Origin of the sequence: Cyanobium sp. N5-Cardenillas (assembly GCF_024345515.1) — a bacterium.
Taxonomy (GTDB): domain Bacteria; phylum Cyanobacteriota; class Cyanobacteriia; order PCC-6307; family Cyanobiaceae; genus Cyanobium.
Genome location: NZ_JAGQBG010000063.1, coordinates 1 through 13,378, shown reverse-complemented (window position 1 = coordinate 13,378; position 13,378 = coordinate 1). Strand labels below are relative to the sequence as shown.

Annotated in this window: 15 protein-coding genes; 7 read left to right on the top strand and 8 right to left on the bottom strand. The window is 66.6% G+C overall.

The features are described 5' to 3' along the window. The 3 genes from KBZ04_RS07000 to KBZ04_RS06990 form a co-directional block, all read right to left on the bottom strand. Positions 1-1,618, bottom strand: a 1,618-nt coding sequence (locus tag KBZ04_RS07000; protein ID WP_254991227.1) for an EAL domain-containing protein, incomplete at its 3' end; no start/stop codon positions are given. Positions 1,619-2,152: 534 nt separating this feature from the next. Continuing rightward, entirely contained in the window at positions 2,153-3,376 is a 1,224-nt protein-coding gene (locus KBZ04_RS06995; protein WP_254991226.1) for a hypothetical protein, read from the bottom strand. Positions 3,377-3,494: 118 nt separating this feature from the next. Continuing rightward, positions 3,495-4,067: a peroxiredoxin gene (locus KBZ04_RS06990; protein ID WP_254991225.1), complete on the bottom strand. Its 573-nt coding sequence runs from the start codon at positions 4,065-4,067 to the stop codon at positions 3,495-3,497. 182 nt (positions 4,068-4,249) lie between these two features. Between KBZ04_RS06990 and KBZ04_RS06985 the strand changes: the two genes are divergently transcribed. After that, complete coding sequence (locus tag KBZ04_RS06985; RefSeq protein WP_254991224.1) at positions 4,250-4,756, top strand: DUF1993 family protein; 507 nt, start codon at positions 4,250-4,252, stop codon at positions 4,754-4,756. A gap of 7 nt (positions 4,757-4,763) precedes the next feature. Here the strand turns inward: KBZ04_RS06985 and KBZ04_RS06980 are convergent, their stop codons facing one another. The 4 genes from KBZ04_RS06980 to KBZ04_RS06965 are packed head-to-tail and all read right to left on the bottom strand — an operon-like array spanning position 4,764 to position 7,137. Further along, the gene (locus tag KBZ04_RS06980; protein WP_254991229.1) at positions 4,764-5,816 is read right to left on the bottom strand and encodes a DUF3326 domain-containing protein; all 1,053 of its coding nucleotides are present in this window, start codon (positions 5,814-5,816) and stop codon (positions 4,764-4,766) included. 2 nt (positions 5,817-5,818) lie between these two features. Further along, positions 5,819-6,028 carry a hypothetical protein gene (locus KBZ04_RS06975; protein WP_254991223.1) on the bottom strand — a complete coding sequence of 70 codons (210 nt, stop codon included), beginning with the start codon at positions 6,026-6,028 and terminating at the stop codon, positions 5,819-5,821. Beyond that, positions 6,025-6,366, bottom strand: a complete 342-nt coding sequence (locus tag KBZ04_RS06970) for a 2Fe-2S iron-sulfur cluster-binding protein (protein ID WP_315860082.1) — start codon at positions 6,364-6,366, stop codon at positions 6,025-6,027. Before KBZ04_RS06970 ends, KBZ04_RS06975 begins: the two co-directional genes overlap by 4 nt. A 42-nt stretch (positions 6,367-6,408) precedes the next feature. Then, positions 6,409-7,137: a putative 2OG-Fe(II) oxygenase gene (locus KBZ04_RS06965; RefSeq protein ID WP_254991221.1), complete on the bottom strand. Its 729-nt coding sequence runs from the start codon at positions 7,135-7,137 to the stop codon at positions 6,409-6,411. A 535-nt stretch (positions 7,138-7,672) separates the two neighbouring features. On the opposite strand from KBZ04_RS06965, the gene KBZ04_RS06960 reads away from it, so the two are divergent. From KBZ04_RS06960 to KBZ04_RS06935, 6 genes are all read left to right on the top strand, one after another. Then, a complete protein-coding gene (locus KBZ04_RS06960) occupies positions 7,673-8,119 on the top strand; it encodes a hypothetical protein (RefSeq protein WP_254991220.1) in 447 nt (148 codons plus the stop codon). Between the two features lie 120 nt (positions 8,120-8,239). After that, on the top strand, positions 8,240-8,635 hold the full coding sequence (locus KBZ04_RS06955; protein ID WP_254991219.1) for an SRPBCC family protein: 396 nt from the start codon (positions 8,240-8,242) through the stop codon (positions 8,633-8,635). Between the two features lie 544 nt (positions 8,636-9,179). Then, positions 9,180-9,896, top strand: a complete 717-nt coding sequence (locus tag KBZ04_RS06950) for a DUF4336 domain-containing protein (RefSeq protein WP_254991218.1) — start codon at positions 9,180-9,182, stop codon at positions 9,894-9,896. Then, on the top strand, positions 9,893-10,873 hold the full coding sequence (locus tag KBZ04_RS06945) for an NAD(P)-dependent alcohol dehydrogenase (protein WP_254991217.1): 981 nt from the start codon (positions 9,893-9,895) through the stop codon (positions 10,871-10,873). Before KBZ04_RS06950 ends, KBZ04_RS06945 begins: the two co-directional genes overlap by 4 nt. 270 nt (positions 10,874-11,143) lie before the next feature. Continuing rightward, a complete protein-coding gene (locus tag KBZ04_RS14275; RefSeq protein ID WP_254991216.1) occupies positions 11,144-12,181 on the top strand; it encodes an HD-GYP domain-containing protein in 1,038 nt (345 codons plus the stop codon). Between the two features lie 3 nt (positions 12,182-12,184). Then, positions 12,185-12,634 (top strand): PPC domain-containing DNA-binding protein, encoded by a 450-nt coding sequence (locus KBZ04_RS06935; protein WP_254991215.1) that lies wholly within the window; start codon positions 12,185-12,187, stop codon positions 12,632-12,634. On the opposite strand, the gene KBZ04_RS06930 is transcribed toward KBZ04_RS06935, so the two are convergent. After that, the coding region (locus tag KBZ04_RS06930) for a F0F1 ATP synthase subunit gamma (protein ID WP_254991214.1) at positions 12,585-13,378 on the bottom strand (794 nt) is incomplete at its 5' end. The genes KBZ04_RS06935 and KBZ04_RS06930 overlap by 50 nt on opposite strands.

Sequence of the window (13,378 nt, the reverse complement as noted above, 5' to 3'; positions counted from 1 at the left end):
GGCTGGTCACGGTGAGCAGCGCCGTTTCCGTGACCTCCAGGTGCAGACGCTCCGGGAGGACCCCGGCGGCCCCCAGGGCTTCGCCGACCAGCTGGGGGTACTCGGGCAGGGCGAGGGTGGCCGCCGACACGTTCACCGCCATGGTGAACGAAGCGGGCAGCCGGGAGAGCGCCGCCAGGGCCTGACGCAGCACCAGCAGGTCGATGCGGGTGATCAGGCCGCGGCACTCGGCGCAGGGCAGGAACTCGGCCGGGGGCACGTCGAGGCCATCGGGCCGCACCCAGCGGGCCAGGGCCTCGTAGCCGGTGACCTGGCCGGTGTCGAACGCCACGATCGGCATGAACCAGGCGTCGAACTCCCCCATCACCAGCCCCCGCTGGATCTCGGCCGCAAACAGCAGCAAGGTGTGGGCTTCGGTGGCCAGGGCGTCGTCGAGCAGGGCAAAACCATTGCGACTCCGGCCCTTGGCCTGCCGCATGGCGAGGCTGGCGTCCCGCAGTAGTTCATCGGGAAGCGCGCCAGCCCGGGCGGTGGCGATGCCGATGCTCACCGTGGGGTCGATGGGCTGGCCACCGATGGTCACCGGCGCACGGCAGGCCCCCAGGATCCTCTCGGCCGTGAGGGTGGCTGCGGCTGCGGCGTCCGGATCACTCAGCAGCACGATGAATTCGTCGCCGGTGCCCCGCCCCACCTGCTCAGGACGGCCGATCGTCCTGACGATCCGTTCCGCCAGCAACGCGATCAGCTTGTCGCCACCCGCATGGGTGAGGGCATCGTTGACCTGGGTGAGGCCATCGATGCCGATGCTCAGCACCGCGAGCGTCGAACCGGTGCCCTCCAGGCCATCAAGGGCCCGTCGGATCCGGTCCAGGGCCACAGGGCGGACGGCCAGGCCGCTGATGGGGTCGCGCTGACGGCTGTGGTCCAGCTCGGCGCGGATCCGCACCTGGTCATGGATGTCACGGAAGGACAGCACCAGGGCGCCGGCCTCCTCCCCCGGCAGGGGATGGGCGGTGCCCACCATCCAGCGCCAGCCCCCGTCAGAGCAGAGGAGCCGCAGGTCTTCACGGAACGATCCCGGTCCTGCCAGCCGGAGACCGGCACGCAGGACCTGGCTCCGGTCGTCCCGGTGCACAAGGCCGATGGCCGGCTGGCCAACCAGGGCGTCAGGCCGCCAGCCCAACCGGGCTTCGATCGACTCGGAGACCCAGACGATCCGGTGGTCGCTGTCCAGGTCCAGCACCACATCCGAGGCGTGACGGGCCAGCAGCCGATACCGCCGTTCCGCCTCCACCAACTGGCGCTGCACCACCATGGAATGGGGGTCCTGCCGCCAGAGGCAGCACAGCAGACCGTTGGCGAGGAACAGGCGGATCTCCGGCCGGCACCTGGAAAGCTGGTCTCCATCGGAGCGGGCCTCAAGGCCTTCGACAACAACGGCCTGACCCTTTTCCATGACCTGAAGGCCATGGGGGAAGAGGGCGCTGGAAGGGTGGGCCTCCAGCAGACGGACCCCGAGCATCCCGCGCGGTGTGCGGCCATGAAGGGCGCTGGCCGCTCCGTTGGCGTAAACACAGACGAAGTCTGTGATGGCGCCGGAGAGGCTCTTCTCGGGCAACAGCAGCAGAAAGGGATCCGGCAGGGACGCGAAGATCGACTGGCTGCTGGCCCAGATGGGAGGGACAGTTCCGGCCGCTCCATGACCAGTGGATCCCGACGAATCACACCCGGCAACGACAGGCCCCCGGCCTTCCACGGTATCGGTGATCACTTCTCTGCGGCGTCGCTGCCGCGACACCGGAAGCAGGAAAGGAAACGTGTCTGAAAAGCCCATCGAACCCGTTCACCATCTCCAAGGGGGATAACGCCGATCTGGGGCAGAAGTGGGACGGTTGGCGAGCCCGTCTGCGGCAAATCTCCTGGAAGTTGCAGAAAAAGGCTAGCTGATTCCCTCCCGAAAAGCAGCGCATGCGGCGAGCATTTCGCGGGGAGTTCGGTTCGCTCCCAGGGGGATGTTGGAGGTGCGTGAGCGTTGGTCCTCGGGACATCACAACGGCGAAGGCCTTCATTGACCGCCCATCAGGCGGGGTGAGTTGTCGACTCCAACCCGGTGGATCAGGCCATCCCCCCCGGAAGCGCAACCTGCGGTTGGTCAGGTGTCAGTCCGCTGTTTCGCCCGGCAGGCCCCGGTGGCCTCGGCCCGATCCAGCTGCTGAGCCGCCCAGCGGCCCAGGCGCCCGGAGGCGGCCAGCTGCAGGCGCAGGCGCTCCATGTCAGCGGCTCGTTGCTGCCGACGCTGCTCCTCGCTGGGCACCCGATCCTCGAACGGCACATGGGCCCGCGCCGCCAGCCAGGCCCCCAGCTGGCGCAGGGAAGCTGGATCACCGCTCTGGTGATCGACCAGCAGGGGCTTCCCACCCGGAGACCGGGTGGCCTGCAACCGATAGGAACGGTCCCCATCGGAATCGACCAGCTCGATCAGCTCCAGGGCCCGGGCTTCCCCCAGGGTCCGCAGGCGATGGCCGAAGCGGCGCTGCAGCACCAGAACCCGCGGTTCCAGCCGCCATTCCCGGCGCCCGAACATCAACCACACCTGGGCCCAGCCACAGGCCAGGGCCACCAGCGCCAGCGGAATCCCCATCCCCCAGAACCCTGGCCGGGCCGGCCCGCCACCCAGCAGCAGGGCCAGCAAGCCCCACAGCACGAGGTTGACCAGGCCCATCACCAGGCGATGGCGCCGGCGCAGGGCAGGGTCGGGCACCAGCAGCGGACTGCCGAAGGAAGGGGTGAGCTCCTTCCAGCCCGCCGGCAGTACAGCCGGGGCTGCCGGCCGATCGTCGGGTTCCGCCGGACGCAGGCCCAGCAGCCGATTCAGCTGACTGGCGGCCTTCTGGCGCTGGCTCAGGCTGCCAAGCCGGGTGATCTCGAGGCTGCGGCCGGGCAGCACGGCCACCAGCGGCCCCCCGAAGCCGCCATCGCGCACCTGAAAGCAAAGGATGGCGGCCTTGGGCAGGACACGACGGTGGCGGAAGGGGCCCAGCCGCACCTGCCGCTCCAGACGGCCGTCGCCCGCGACGGAGAGCCGATCCTCCGACCAGACCGCCCGCAGCAGATGGTGCAGGGCAGCGGCGCCACCGACACTCCAGAGGCTCACCCAGACCAGCAGGAACAGGGCCGCCGGCAGGGCCCCCTGCCCCGTGACCAGAAACGTGGCCAGGAACCTCCACAGGAACAACAGGGCGAAGACCTCTCCAGCCAGCCAGCCGCACAGCCAGAACGCCAGGAACGCCGCCACGAAGAAACGAACCGGACCCTGGGGCCTGAAGCGGAAGGTTGGGGTTGTCGTCTCCAGCTGCACCGCCTCAGCCACCACCATCCGTTAGGTCCATGCTGGCCGAGAGGCGCCGGTAGGGCATCGATTCAGAGCATGAAAAACCCCCGCTCCGATGCCGGAACGGGGGAGGCCGTCTGATCGGACCAGCCCTGCAGTGGGCTCAGCCGACGAACTCGCGGCTGGGAGCGGAGACGCCGGCGGGGGCGGTGCCCTTCAGGTAGGCCAGCATGGTGTCGGCATCGGAGCACTCGAAGGGGTCGGTGGGGCAGTTGTCCTCAAGCCCGGGCTCCACGAACATCTTCTCGATGGTGCCGTCGTTGACGAGCATCGAGTAGCGCCAGGAGCGTGCACCGAAGCCCAGGTTGCCCTTCTCGACGAGCATGCCCATCTTGCGGCTGAACTCACCGTTGCCGTCGGGAAGCAGGAACACCTTGTCAGCGCCCACCTGCTTGCCCCACTGGAACATCACGAAGGCGTCGTTGACCGACACGCAGACGATGCTGTCGACGCCCAGGCCCTTGAACTCCTCGTACAGGGCCTCGTAACGGGGCAGGTGGTTGGAGGAGCAGGTGGGGGTGAAGGCACCGGGGAGGGAGAACACCACCACCTTCTTGCCCTTGAAGATGTCGTCGGTGGTCAGGTCCTGCCAGCGGAAGGGGTTGGGGCCTCCCACGGACTCATCGCGCACACGGGTCTTGAAGACAACGCTGGGGACCGTTTCGATGGCAGCCATGTGAATGTGTGAAGAACGACTTGACGACGCGCCGCCCGGAGCAGCGATCGCATGGAGCTTAACTCGTATTCGGTCCGCTTTAGGGTGGAAACCGGCTGAGTGTTTGTGCTCATCGCCGCTCCCTGGCCACCCCGTCGACCGGCCTACAGTCCGGTTCGCCTGCCCCCGGCCCCCGCCCCGCCATGACCCTCTCGATGTTCGAGGCGGCCGTTCCGCCCCTGGCCCGCAGCCTGTCCAACCTCAGCAGCGTCCTGGCCAAAGCGGCCGCCCACGCCGAAGCCAAAGGGATCGATCCGGCGGTGCTGCTGCAGGCCCGCCTCTACCCCGACATGTTCCCCCTGGTGCGCCAGGTCCAGATCGCCACCGACATCGCCCGCCGCGGCCTGGCCCGGCTGGCGGGGGTGGAGAGCACCGCGATGGCGGACGACGAGGCCAGCTTCGCCGACCTGATCGGCCGCATCGAGACGACCCTCACCAGCCTCGCGGCCTTCTCCAGCGATCAGATCGACGGCACCGAGACCAAGCCGATCGAACTGCCAATCCGCGGCGAAACCCTCCACTTCAGCGGCCAGAGCTTCCTGCTGTTCTTTGTGCTGCCCAACGTCTATTTCCACGTCACCACCGCCTACGACATCCTGCGCCACAACGGCGTGGAACTGGGCAAGCGGGATTTCCTGGGCGAGCCCTGAGTCTCCCTCAGCCCAATCCCCTTGTCGCTGGAAGGGGCCGCCGCAGGGCCGCCGGATCGAGGCCTTCCCGCAGGGCCAGCACGATTCCCGCCGCCTCGGCGTAGGTGGTGGCGGGGATCACCGGCAGCCCCAGGGCCTCGCCGCTGACCTGCAGCAGGCAGGGGTTCCCCTCCACGGCGATCACCGGCACGCCCCGCTCGGCGCAGGCCAGCACCGCCTCCCCCCCCAGGGCCCCCGCCGGAGCCACCACCGCCCCGAGATCGGCGCCGTGCAGCAACCCGTTGCCACCGGCCGGCTCGGACCGCAGCGAGGGGGCCCGGCTCAGGCCCACCAGCACGCAGGGCAGGAAGGTGTGGCCCAGCTCCTCCGCCGCCGCCCGCGGATCCAGCCCGGGGTCGGCCGGCAGCGGCGCCAGGGCGGGAGCATGGGCGCAGGGCACCCCCAGGTGGCGCACCAGCAGGTGGCTGATCACCGCCTCCGCCCCGGCCAGGGCGTCGACCCCCGTGCCGTGGCGGTAGGCCGCCAGGGCGTCGCTGCCGGGGTCCTCGGGGAAGCGGGCCACCACGGCGATGGCCGTGGCCCCGGCCGCCAGCAGGGCTTCACCGGCCCGCAGCAGCTCATCAGGCCGGCCGAGGCCACCCCAACTGCTGCCGCTGGGCCCGATCGAAAGGCTCACCTCCAAGGGCCCATCACTGCTGAGCACCGGGCCGATCGTCAGCCCCAGGCTGGCGCGGCAGGCCTCGATCACCTGGCGGTGGCGCAGCAGCAGCTCCGCTTCGATGCCCGCATCCAGCAGCACGCCCACCCGCTGGCTGGGCACAGGCGCCAGGGCCAGCTCGCCGGCGGCGAAGCGGTCGAGGCTCCAGCCCTCCACGTAATGGAGGCGCCGGTCGCTCCAGTAGAGGGAGGCGGCGTTCATCACGTTGGGGTGGGTGATCAGGCAGCCGCTCGCCGCCGCCAGCAGCCGGGCCGCCGGCAGGCCGTCGCCGGCGAAGCCGCCCACGGCGCAGCCCACCCCGGTGGGGATCACCAGCAGGGTGGGCAGGGGCGGGGCCGCCACGCTCAAGGGCCGGGGGCCGGCGCCGGGGCCACCACGATCCCCTCCAGCCGCAGGCCCCGGCGGGGATCCACGGCCGTGATCGCCCAGCGCAGGGGCTCGGCGCCCTCACCGGCCAGGCGGCGGGCCTCCCGCTCCAGCCCCTGCCGCAGCTGGGGCAGCAGCGGACCGGGGGCGGCCTGCAGCCACAGCTCCAGGGGCACCAGGGAACTCACTTCTGGAACTGACCGAACTGGGCCTCGTAGAGGGCGTCCTCCTGGCCGGCCAGCAGGTCGAGGTCGGAGAGGGGATAGGAGACACAGAGCAGGGCATAGCCCTTGGCCTGGAGTTCGGCCTTCACGCCCATGGCATCGGGCTGGTGCACCGTGCCGCTGCGCAGCAGGGCGGCGCAGGTGGTGCACACTCCCGAGCAGCAGGAGCTGGGCAGGGGCACCCCGGCGGCCTCGGCGGCGTTGAGCACCGTCTGGTCGCTGCGGCAGGAAAAACTGAGGGAGACGCCATCCAGGCTGGCGCTGATCTGAAAGACGTTCGGCTCTGGGGTGGGCTCGGGCACGGGGGATGGGGGTCTGGGAGGGGCGGCGGTGGCAGGGGCGGCTCAGGCTCCCGACGCGTTGCCATCCTCCCCGATCACCAGCCAGCGGCCGGGATGGGGGGCGAGGTACTCCCCCGGATCGGGCACCGCCTCCGGGGCCGTGAGAACGAAGTCGATGCTGAGGGAGAAGCGGGTGTCGTCGGTGTCGTCGTTGGGCAGCACCGCATGGTCGACCGAGGCGGGGAACAGCACCAGCAGGCCGGCCCGGGGCGCCACGTCATGCCAGGGCTGGTTGAGAGCCGCCCCGGCGTCGATGGGTCCGTCCTGCCCCACCGCCAGGCCCGGCACCAGTTCGTTCACCTGCCGGGGGGCGAACAGGCGCAGGCAGCCGCTGCGGCCACTGCCATCACCGTTGAGGTAGTAGACGGCACTGAGGTGGGCGTTGGGGTGGTGGTGGCGGCCCACCTGCTCACCGGCATCGCTGAGCACCGGCCAGCTGCGCTGCACATGCAGCGCCACGCGCCGGCGATCAAACCCCAGCCCGGCCAGGTACGGCCAGGCATGGTCCGCCAGCCGGGCGATCAGTGGAGCGAACAGGGGGTCACGGTGCAGCTCCCCGGCGCCGCGCACATCCCCGGTCCAGGCCACGCCCTCCTCGCTGGGGACCTGCTCACGCAAGGCCAGGGCCCTCTGCAGCAACAGGGCCGTGTCGAGGGGGTCGGGCGCCAGCTGCACCCGGCCCAGGGCCATCGGGAACAGGGGCTGGATCGCCAGGTTGGCGGGGGCGTCCATGGGTGAAGGCGACGGGAGACGCGGTGACTGGGGACGGAATGGGCCTGAGCGGAAACTCTGGGACCACGCCGTCCCGTGCCTGGTCGTGGACAGACGCCCATGCCAAAATCCATCGTGAGGATGATGGCCGAGGGGGAATGAAGTCAATACTGAAAGCAGCCGGCTGGTTCTTTCTCTCGATCAATACAGTTGCGTGCCTCTATCTCCTCCACTGGGCCCTCACGGCAAGCACGAGAGATGGCGAGGTTGCCTATGCGTATGTATTCTTCCTGTTCACCTTGGCATACATTGGCGTTGGCGGTGGAGCGTTGGTGTTCAGTGCCAGACGTGGTTCCGTCCTGGGACTCTGGTGTTCCACAATCTTCCTGGGGATTCCACCTGTCCTCGTCGCCGCCCTACGGATCAGCAACTCCCTCTAGCGCACCGACGGAGATGGGGGCCTGGCTCGTTCTGATCGGCTGAATCGGCTGGATCCCGGGAGCCAAACCACTCTCCAATTGAAAGAGATGCCCGGCAGCGCCAAGGAGCTGACACCATGACCGCCCCTCGTCTCTGCGGCGGTCTGGCCTGCCTGCTTCTCACTGGCTGCGCATCACTTTGGACGGTCACCAATCGCTCGGGACTCGAAGCCGATGTTCGCGAACTCCTGAAAACTGCTGACGTGGAACCGCAGCATCTGGACTGCCGCATGGTCGGCACCACGCGAATGGCCGCTTGCTCCCTTCACCTGTCTCCACCACAGACCGCATCGGTCATTCGGGCTCTGGCGCTCGAGAACATCCAGACATCTTCAGAAACCTCCGCTCCCCAGGCTGGCCCCAGCTGTGTGGCAGAAACATCCGGGCCCATCATCACATTCGGCCGAGGACATCGCCCCACCTCGCTGCGGCTTGCCAGTGGCACGGCCTTCGAGTATCTCCTGCTCACCATCAACAAGGCGACGGGCCAGGCCTGCATCCAGGTCTCCTACGCCTACGGATAGGCCGCGTCGGACCGACTGGACACCTGAGCGCGATCAACCGATGGCCGTCCACGTTGACCGCACCGATGGTATCGTGCGCTGACCAACTGTTGAGATGACGACATTAAGGAGAGAAATGGGATGATTCTGACCTCGATCACAAAGACAGTGTCCATACAGGCGCCTGTTGAAAAGGTGTTTGAATTCCTGTCCAATCCTGCAAACTGGCCTTTGTGGGCCATTGTGAATGTCAAGGCCATTCGACCCTCTGACGATGAATGGTGGGACATGGAGACGCCCACGGGTCAGGCCAAGCTTCGGATCAGACCTGATGCCGCCACAGGACTACTGGACCACGATTTCCATGCCCCCGACGCCAGCTGGACAGTACCGGCACGGGTTGTTCCGAATGGCGATGGCAGTGAGGTTCTGCTGACATTCTTTCAGCCTCCGAGCTTTGGCGATGATTTCTTCAAACAACAAATCAGCCTCGTAGACAGCGAACTGGCGAAGCTCAAACAGATCATGGAATCCTAGATCCCACTCCTTGTTTCCATTCCGCCTATCCTTGCAATCCGAGTCCTGGATTGATGGCCTCCCCTGCCGACCCATCCTGGGCTATGTGGGCAAAACGGTCGCCGTATTGGTTCTTCAACTGTGCGGAACAGCGCTGTAACGCAGAAGTCGGCTGGCCGAGCTGTACGCGCTGCTGAAGCGACTGGCCACTCAGCTGAAGAGTCGCCGACCAGAGACAGCAGCCCTGGGCCCTGGATTGGCTCGGCCTTTTGAGGAAACCTACGGGGACAGGAACGAGGAGGAAAGGCAACTGCACGGCTTGATTCGGGCGATGACCGTTCACACGATCCGGCCCCTGAACCAATCGCTGCTGGAGTGGCTGCGCTCCGATCGCTACTTTCGGGCGGCCCCGACGTCCCACCGCCGTTGAGGACAACCATGGCGTGGCGTTCCCCAAGCATGGCGCTGCCATCCTTGCCAGGGTGCTGTATCAATCATCCCGCGCCTCTCGAGCAGCGACCCAACAGGACATCCAAGTAAATCAGGACAATCCCCATCCTTCCCCATGCTCCACCGCCTTGCCGATGATCTCTGGGTTGCCGAACAACCGCAGACCTACTTCGGCCTGAGCATCGGCACCAGGATGACCGTCATCCGCTTGGCGAACAGCAACAGGCTGGTGATCCTTTCGCCGATTCAACCCCATCCTGCCCTTGAACAGGAACTAGCCGCGATCGGTGTCGTCACCGATGTCATGGCGCCCAACGTCTTCCACCACCTCTATCTCCAGGCGTTCCAGAAGCGCTTCCCTTTGGCCACCACCTGGGGTCCGCCCGCCCTCAGGCAGAAATGTCCCCATCTGCAGCTGGATCGACTGCTCAGCGCTGAGCCCCCTTCCCCATGGCCGGAGATCGAGGTGTGCAACCTCACCGGGCTCCACACCCTGGGGCCGACGGGGCCATCCCCGCTGCATGAGGTGGCCTTCTGCCACACCCCCAGCCGGACCCTGATCCTCACCGACAGTGCCTTCCATTTCGATGCCTCCGCGGCCTGGCTCACCCGGTTGATCACACGAATCGGCGGCGGTTTCAATCGCCTGGAGCCCACCATTCTTGAGCGGCTGGCCACTTCCGACAGGGCTTCCCTGCACAGGGCCATGCAGCTGGTCCTGCAGTGGGATTTCGATAGGGTCATCGTGGCCCATGGCGCCATCGTCGAAACGGGCGGCAAGCAGGCCCTCGCCAGGGCCTATTCCTCCTTTCTCGAATCCCCCCTGCCATGAAAGCCGTCGTCGCTGAGCGCTATGGACCGCCCGAGGTGCTGCGCATCAAGGAGATCGCCACCCCCACGCCCAAAGGGAACGAGATCCTGATCCGGATTCATGTGACCACCGTCACCTCAGCAGACTGGCGGATTCGCAGTCAGACCGTCCCAACGGGCTTTGGGCTGATCATGCGGCTGGTGTTCGGTCTGCGGAAGCCGAGACAACCCATCCTCGGCTCGGAGCTGGCCGGGGTTGTCGCTGCGATCGGCAGGGACGTCACCCGGTTCAAGGTGGGGGAGCGGGTCTTCGCCTTCAGCGACGCCCGCATGGGCTGCCATGCCGAGTACATCGTCCTGCCGCAGGACGGCATGGTGGTGGCCACACCGCCAGGGCTCAGCGATGAAACGGCCGCCGCCCTGTGCTTCGGCGGAACGACGGCCCTGGACTTCCTGCGCCGTGGCCAGGTTCAGCGCGGGGACAAGGTGCTGGTGAATGGGGCCTCCGGGGCGGTGGGGACCGCCGTCGTGCAGCTGGCCCGCCACGTCGGGGCCGAGGTCACCGGGGTGTGCAGCGGCGCCAACAGCGATCTGGTGCGTTCCCTCGGCGCCGCCCATGTCATCGAGTACACCCAGGCCGACTTCACCGGCAACGGCCAGACGTACGACCTCATTGTCGATACGGTCGGTACGGCGCCCTTTTCTCGCTGCAGCCGATCACTGAAGGATGGGGGGCGGCTGTTGCTGGTGCTGGCCGGGTTGCCCGAGATGCTGAAGGGCCTGTGGGTGTCGCTGACGAGCCGCCACACGGTGATCGCCGGACCCGTTGCCGTGAAACTGGAGGATCTGCGCCAACTGGCGGCACTGGCTGAAGCGGGCGCCATCCAACCGGTGATTGATCGACGCTATCCGCTCGATCAGATCGTGGACGCCCACCGGTATGTCGACACCGGACGGAAGAAAGGGACTCTCGTGATCACCGTGGACCACCACCCCTAGGACAGCCACCAACGCCCGAACACCATCTGCAGGTGCCGGGCGGGCCCGTCGGGACCGCCATTGAGCCTCACCAGAGCCCTCAGGACGACGGCCTTATGAGGTCACCTGGGCGAGGTTGCGCAGATGGGTTTAGATTAATGAAAAACCAGAAGGGCACCGATTCGGGTTCATTCAGGCTTCTATCTATTCTCCTGAAGACAGGCTTTATAAATGACTTCGATATGCAAGCCAAACGGGCCTATAGCCACAAGGGACCCAGCGCAACAGGATGTGAGGCAAGCCAACGGCGCCGCGATGACGCCAATGGAGCTGGCGCTCAAGGAGCGGATGAAGGAACTGAACTGCCTGCAGCAGATCGAGACGATGATCGGCACCCATGAAGGCACGATTGACGAACTCTTCCAAAAGATTGTCAACGTCATTCCAGAGGCCTGGGTTCATTCCACCGAGGCTGTTGCCAGGATTCGCTGGGGTGAAAGTGCCTATAGCACGGGAGATGTTGACTCCTGCAAGTCGCTGCAATCCTCCAGCATCAGCGCCAATGGCAACACCGTTGGCAAGGTGGAGGTGGGGTACACCCGTGACCTTGCGGCGTCAGTGGAAGGGCCCTTTCTGGCCGAAGAGCAACTGCTTCTGAACACCATCGCCCTTCGACTTGGCAGTCTCATCGCCAGGGCGCTCGCCGAGGCGCGATTGAGGACAACCCTCCAGGAACAGCACCAGCTCTACAAGCAGCTGCTCTCGGTGCTGGGGGGAATGGCGGAGATGCGGGACCCCTACACGGCCGGCCACCAGAAACGGGTGGCCCAACTGGCCGTGGCCCTCGGGAAGGAGCTGGGGCTATCGGACCATCAGCTGGAAGGGGTGCAACTGGCGGGATCCCTTCATGACATCGGCAAGATCATGGTTCCGGCGGAGATTCTCTGCAAGCCGACCAAACTGACCCGACAGGAATACGAGCTGATCAAGGAACACGCCCAAGCCGGCTATCACATTCTCAAGGACATCCAGTTGCCGTGGCCTGTTGCCCGCATCGTGCTCGAACACCACGAACGGATGGACGGCAGCGGGTATCCGAACGAGATTTCAGGAGACAGTCTGCTGCTGGAATCGAGGATTGTGGCCGTCGCGGATGTAGTGGAGTCGATGTGTGCCCACCGTCCGTACCGGGCCGGGCTGGGCATCGATGCCGCCCTGGCAGAAATCACCAACAACCGTGATGTTGTCTACGACCCAATGGTGGTTGACGCCTGCCTGCTGTTGTTCCACGAGAAAGGGTACACATGGGGGGAGTGGCCCCAGGGCTGACCGGTGGCCGCCATCAACACGGGATCATTCCGACCGCTGCGCCTGCCGCCCGGGGTGGACCTGCGCGGGGAGCTCGAGGCGCGGGCCCAGGAGGATGAGAAGGACTGCGGCTTCATCATCTCTGGCATCGGCAGTCTGGATAGCCCCAAGCTTCGCTTTGCCGGTCGCAGCGATGGGGTGGTTCTCCCTGGGCCCTACGAGGTGATCACCATGGCCGGCACGGTCACCGGGGATGGCGCCCACCTGCACCTGGTGGTGGCCGACGCCGAGGGCCATACCCTGGGCGGCCATCTTTGCCACGGCAGCCGGGTGCGCACAACCATGGAAATGCTGCTGCTCTGCCCGGAGGGCTGGCAGCTGGGCCGGGAGCGGGATGCCGCCACCGGCCACCTGGAGCTGACGATCAGCCCATCGCCGCCGCGCCACCCACCACTTCCAGGATCTCCTGGGTGATGGCCGCCTGGCGGGCCTTGTTGTAGTCGAGGGTGAGGGTCTTGGCGAGCGCCTTGGCGTTGTCGCTGGCGTTGTTCATGGCCGTCATCCGGCTGGCCAGTTCGCTGGCGGCCGCTTCCTGGAGGGAGCGCAGCAGCTGGTTGGCGAGATAGAGGGGCAGCAGGGCGTTGAGCAGCTGCTCCGGGCTCTGCTCGAAGACGAAATCGGGTTGGAGCGATGGCTCGACGTTCGCCACCGTGCCGACTTCCACCCCGAGGCGGCCATCACGGGTGATGAGACGGAAGATCTCGTCATCCGAACTGGCGATGCCCTGGGGATCCAGGGGCAGCAGGGTCTGGACCACCGGCTGGGAGCTCACCAGGTTGATGAAACGGGTGAAGACGATCTCCACCCGATCGGTGCTGGCCGAGAGGAACTCAGCGAGCACTTCGTTGGCGATCTCACCGGCTTCCTGGGAGGTGGGCACCTGCTCCAGGCCGGTGAAGGTGGCCCGGATCGGGTAGGAGCGGTTGGTGAAATAGGTGATGGCCTTGCGGCCCATCAGCACCATGTCCACCGCGAATCCCTGGCCCTTGAGTTCCGCGAAGCGCTGCTCGGCGCGGCGGATCACATTGGCGTTGTAGCCGCCGCAGAGGCCCCGGTCGCCGGTGACCACCAGCAGGGTGATGGTGCTCACCGGCCGACGCTCGGCCAGCAAAGGGGAATCGGCCCCCTCAAAGCCCATGCGGGATTCGAGGTTCTGCA

What these genes read in the sequence shown, in the direction of transcription:
- KBZ04_RS06985 (WP_254991224.1), top strand. Translation starts at nt 4,250, where the DNA reads ATGACCCTCTCGATGTTCGAGGCGGCCGTTCCGCCCCTGGCCCGCAGC.
- KBZ04_RS06955 (WP_254991219.1), top strand. Translation starts at nt 8,240, where the DNA reads ATGATTCTGACCTCGATCACAAAGACAGTGTCCATACAGGCGCCTGTT.
- KBZ04_RS06960 (WP_254991220.1), top strand. Translation starts at nt 7,673, where the DNA reads ATGACCGCCCCTCGTCTCTGCGGCGGTCTGGCCTGCCTGCTTCTCACT.
- KBZ04_RS06990 (WP_254991225.1), bottom strand. Translation starts at nt 4,067, where the DNA reads ATGGCTGCCATCGAAACGGTCCCCAGCGTTGTCTTCAAGACCCGTGTG.
- KBZ04_RS06965 (WP_254991221.1), bottom strand. Translation starts at nt 7,137, where the DNA reads ATGGACGCCCCCGCCAACCTGGCGATCCAGCCCCTGTTCCCGATGGCC.
- KBZ04_RS06950 (WP_254991218.1), top strand. Translation starts at nt 9,180, where the DNA reads ATGCTCCACCGCCTTGCCGATGATCTCTGGGTTGCCGAACAACCGCAG.
- KBZ04_RS06945 (WP_254991217.1), top strand. Translation starts at nt 9,893, where the DNA reads ATGAAAGCCGTCGTCGCTGAGCGCTATGGACCGCCCGAGGTGCTGCGC.
- KBZ04_RS06995 (WP_254991226.1), bottom strand. Translation starts at nt 3,376, where the DNA reads ATGGTGGTGGCTGAGGCGGTGCAGCTGGAGACGACAACCCCAACCTTC.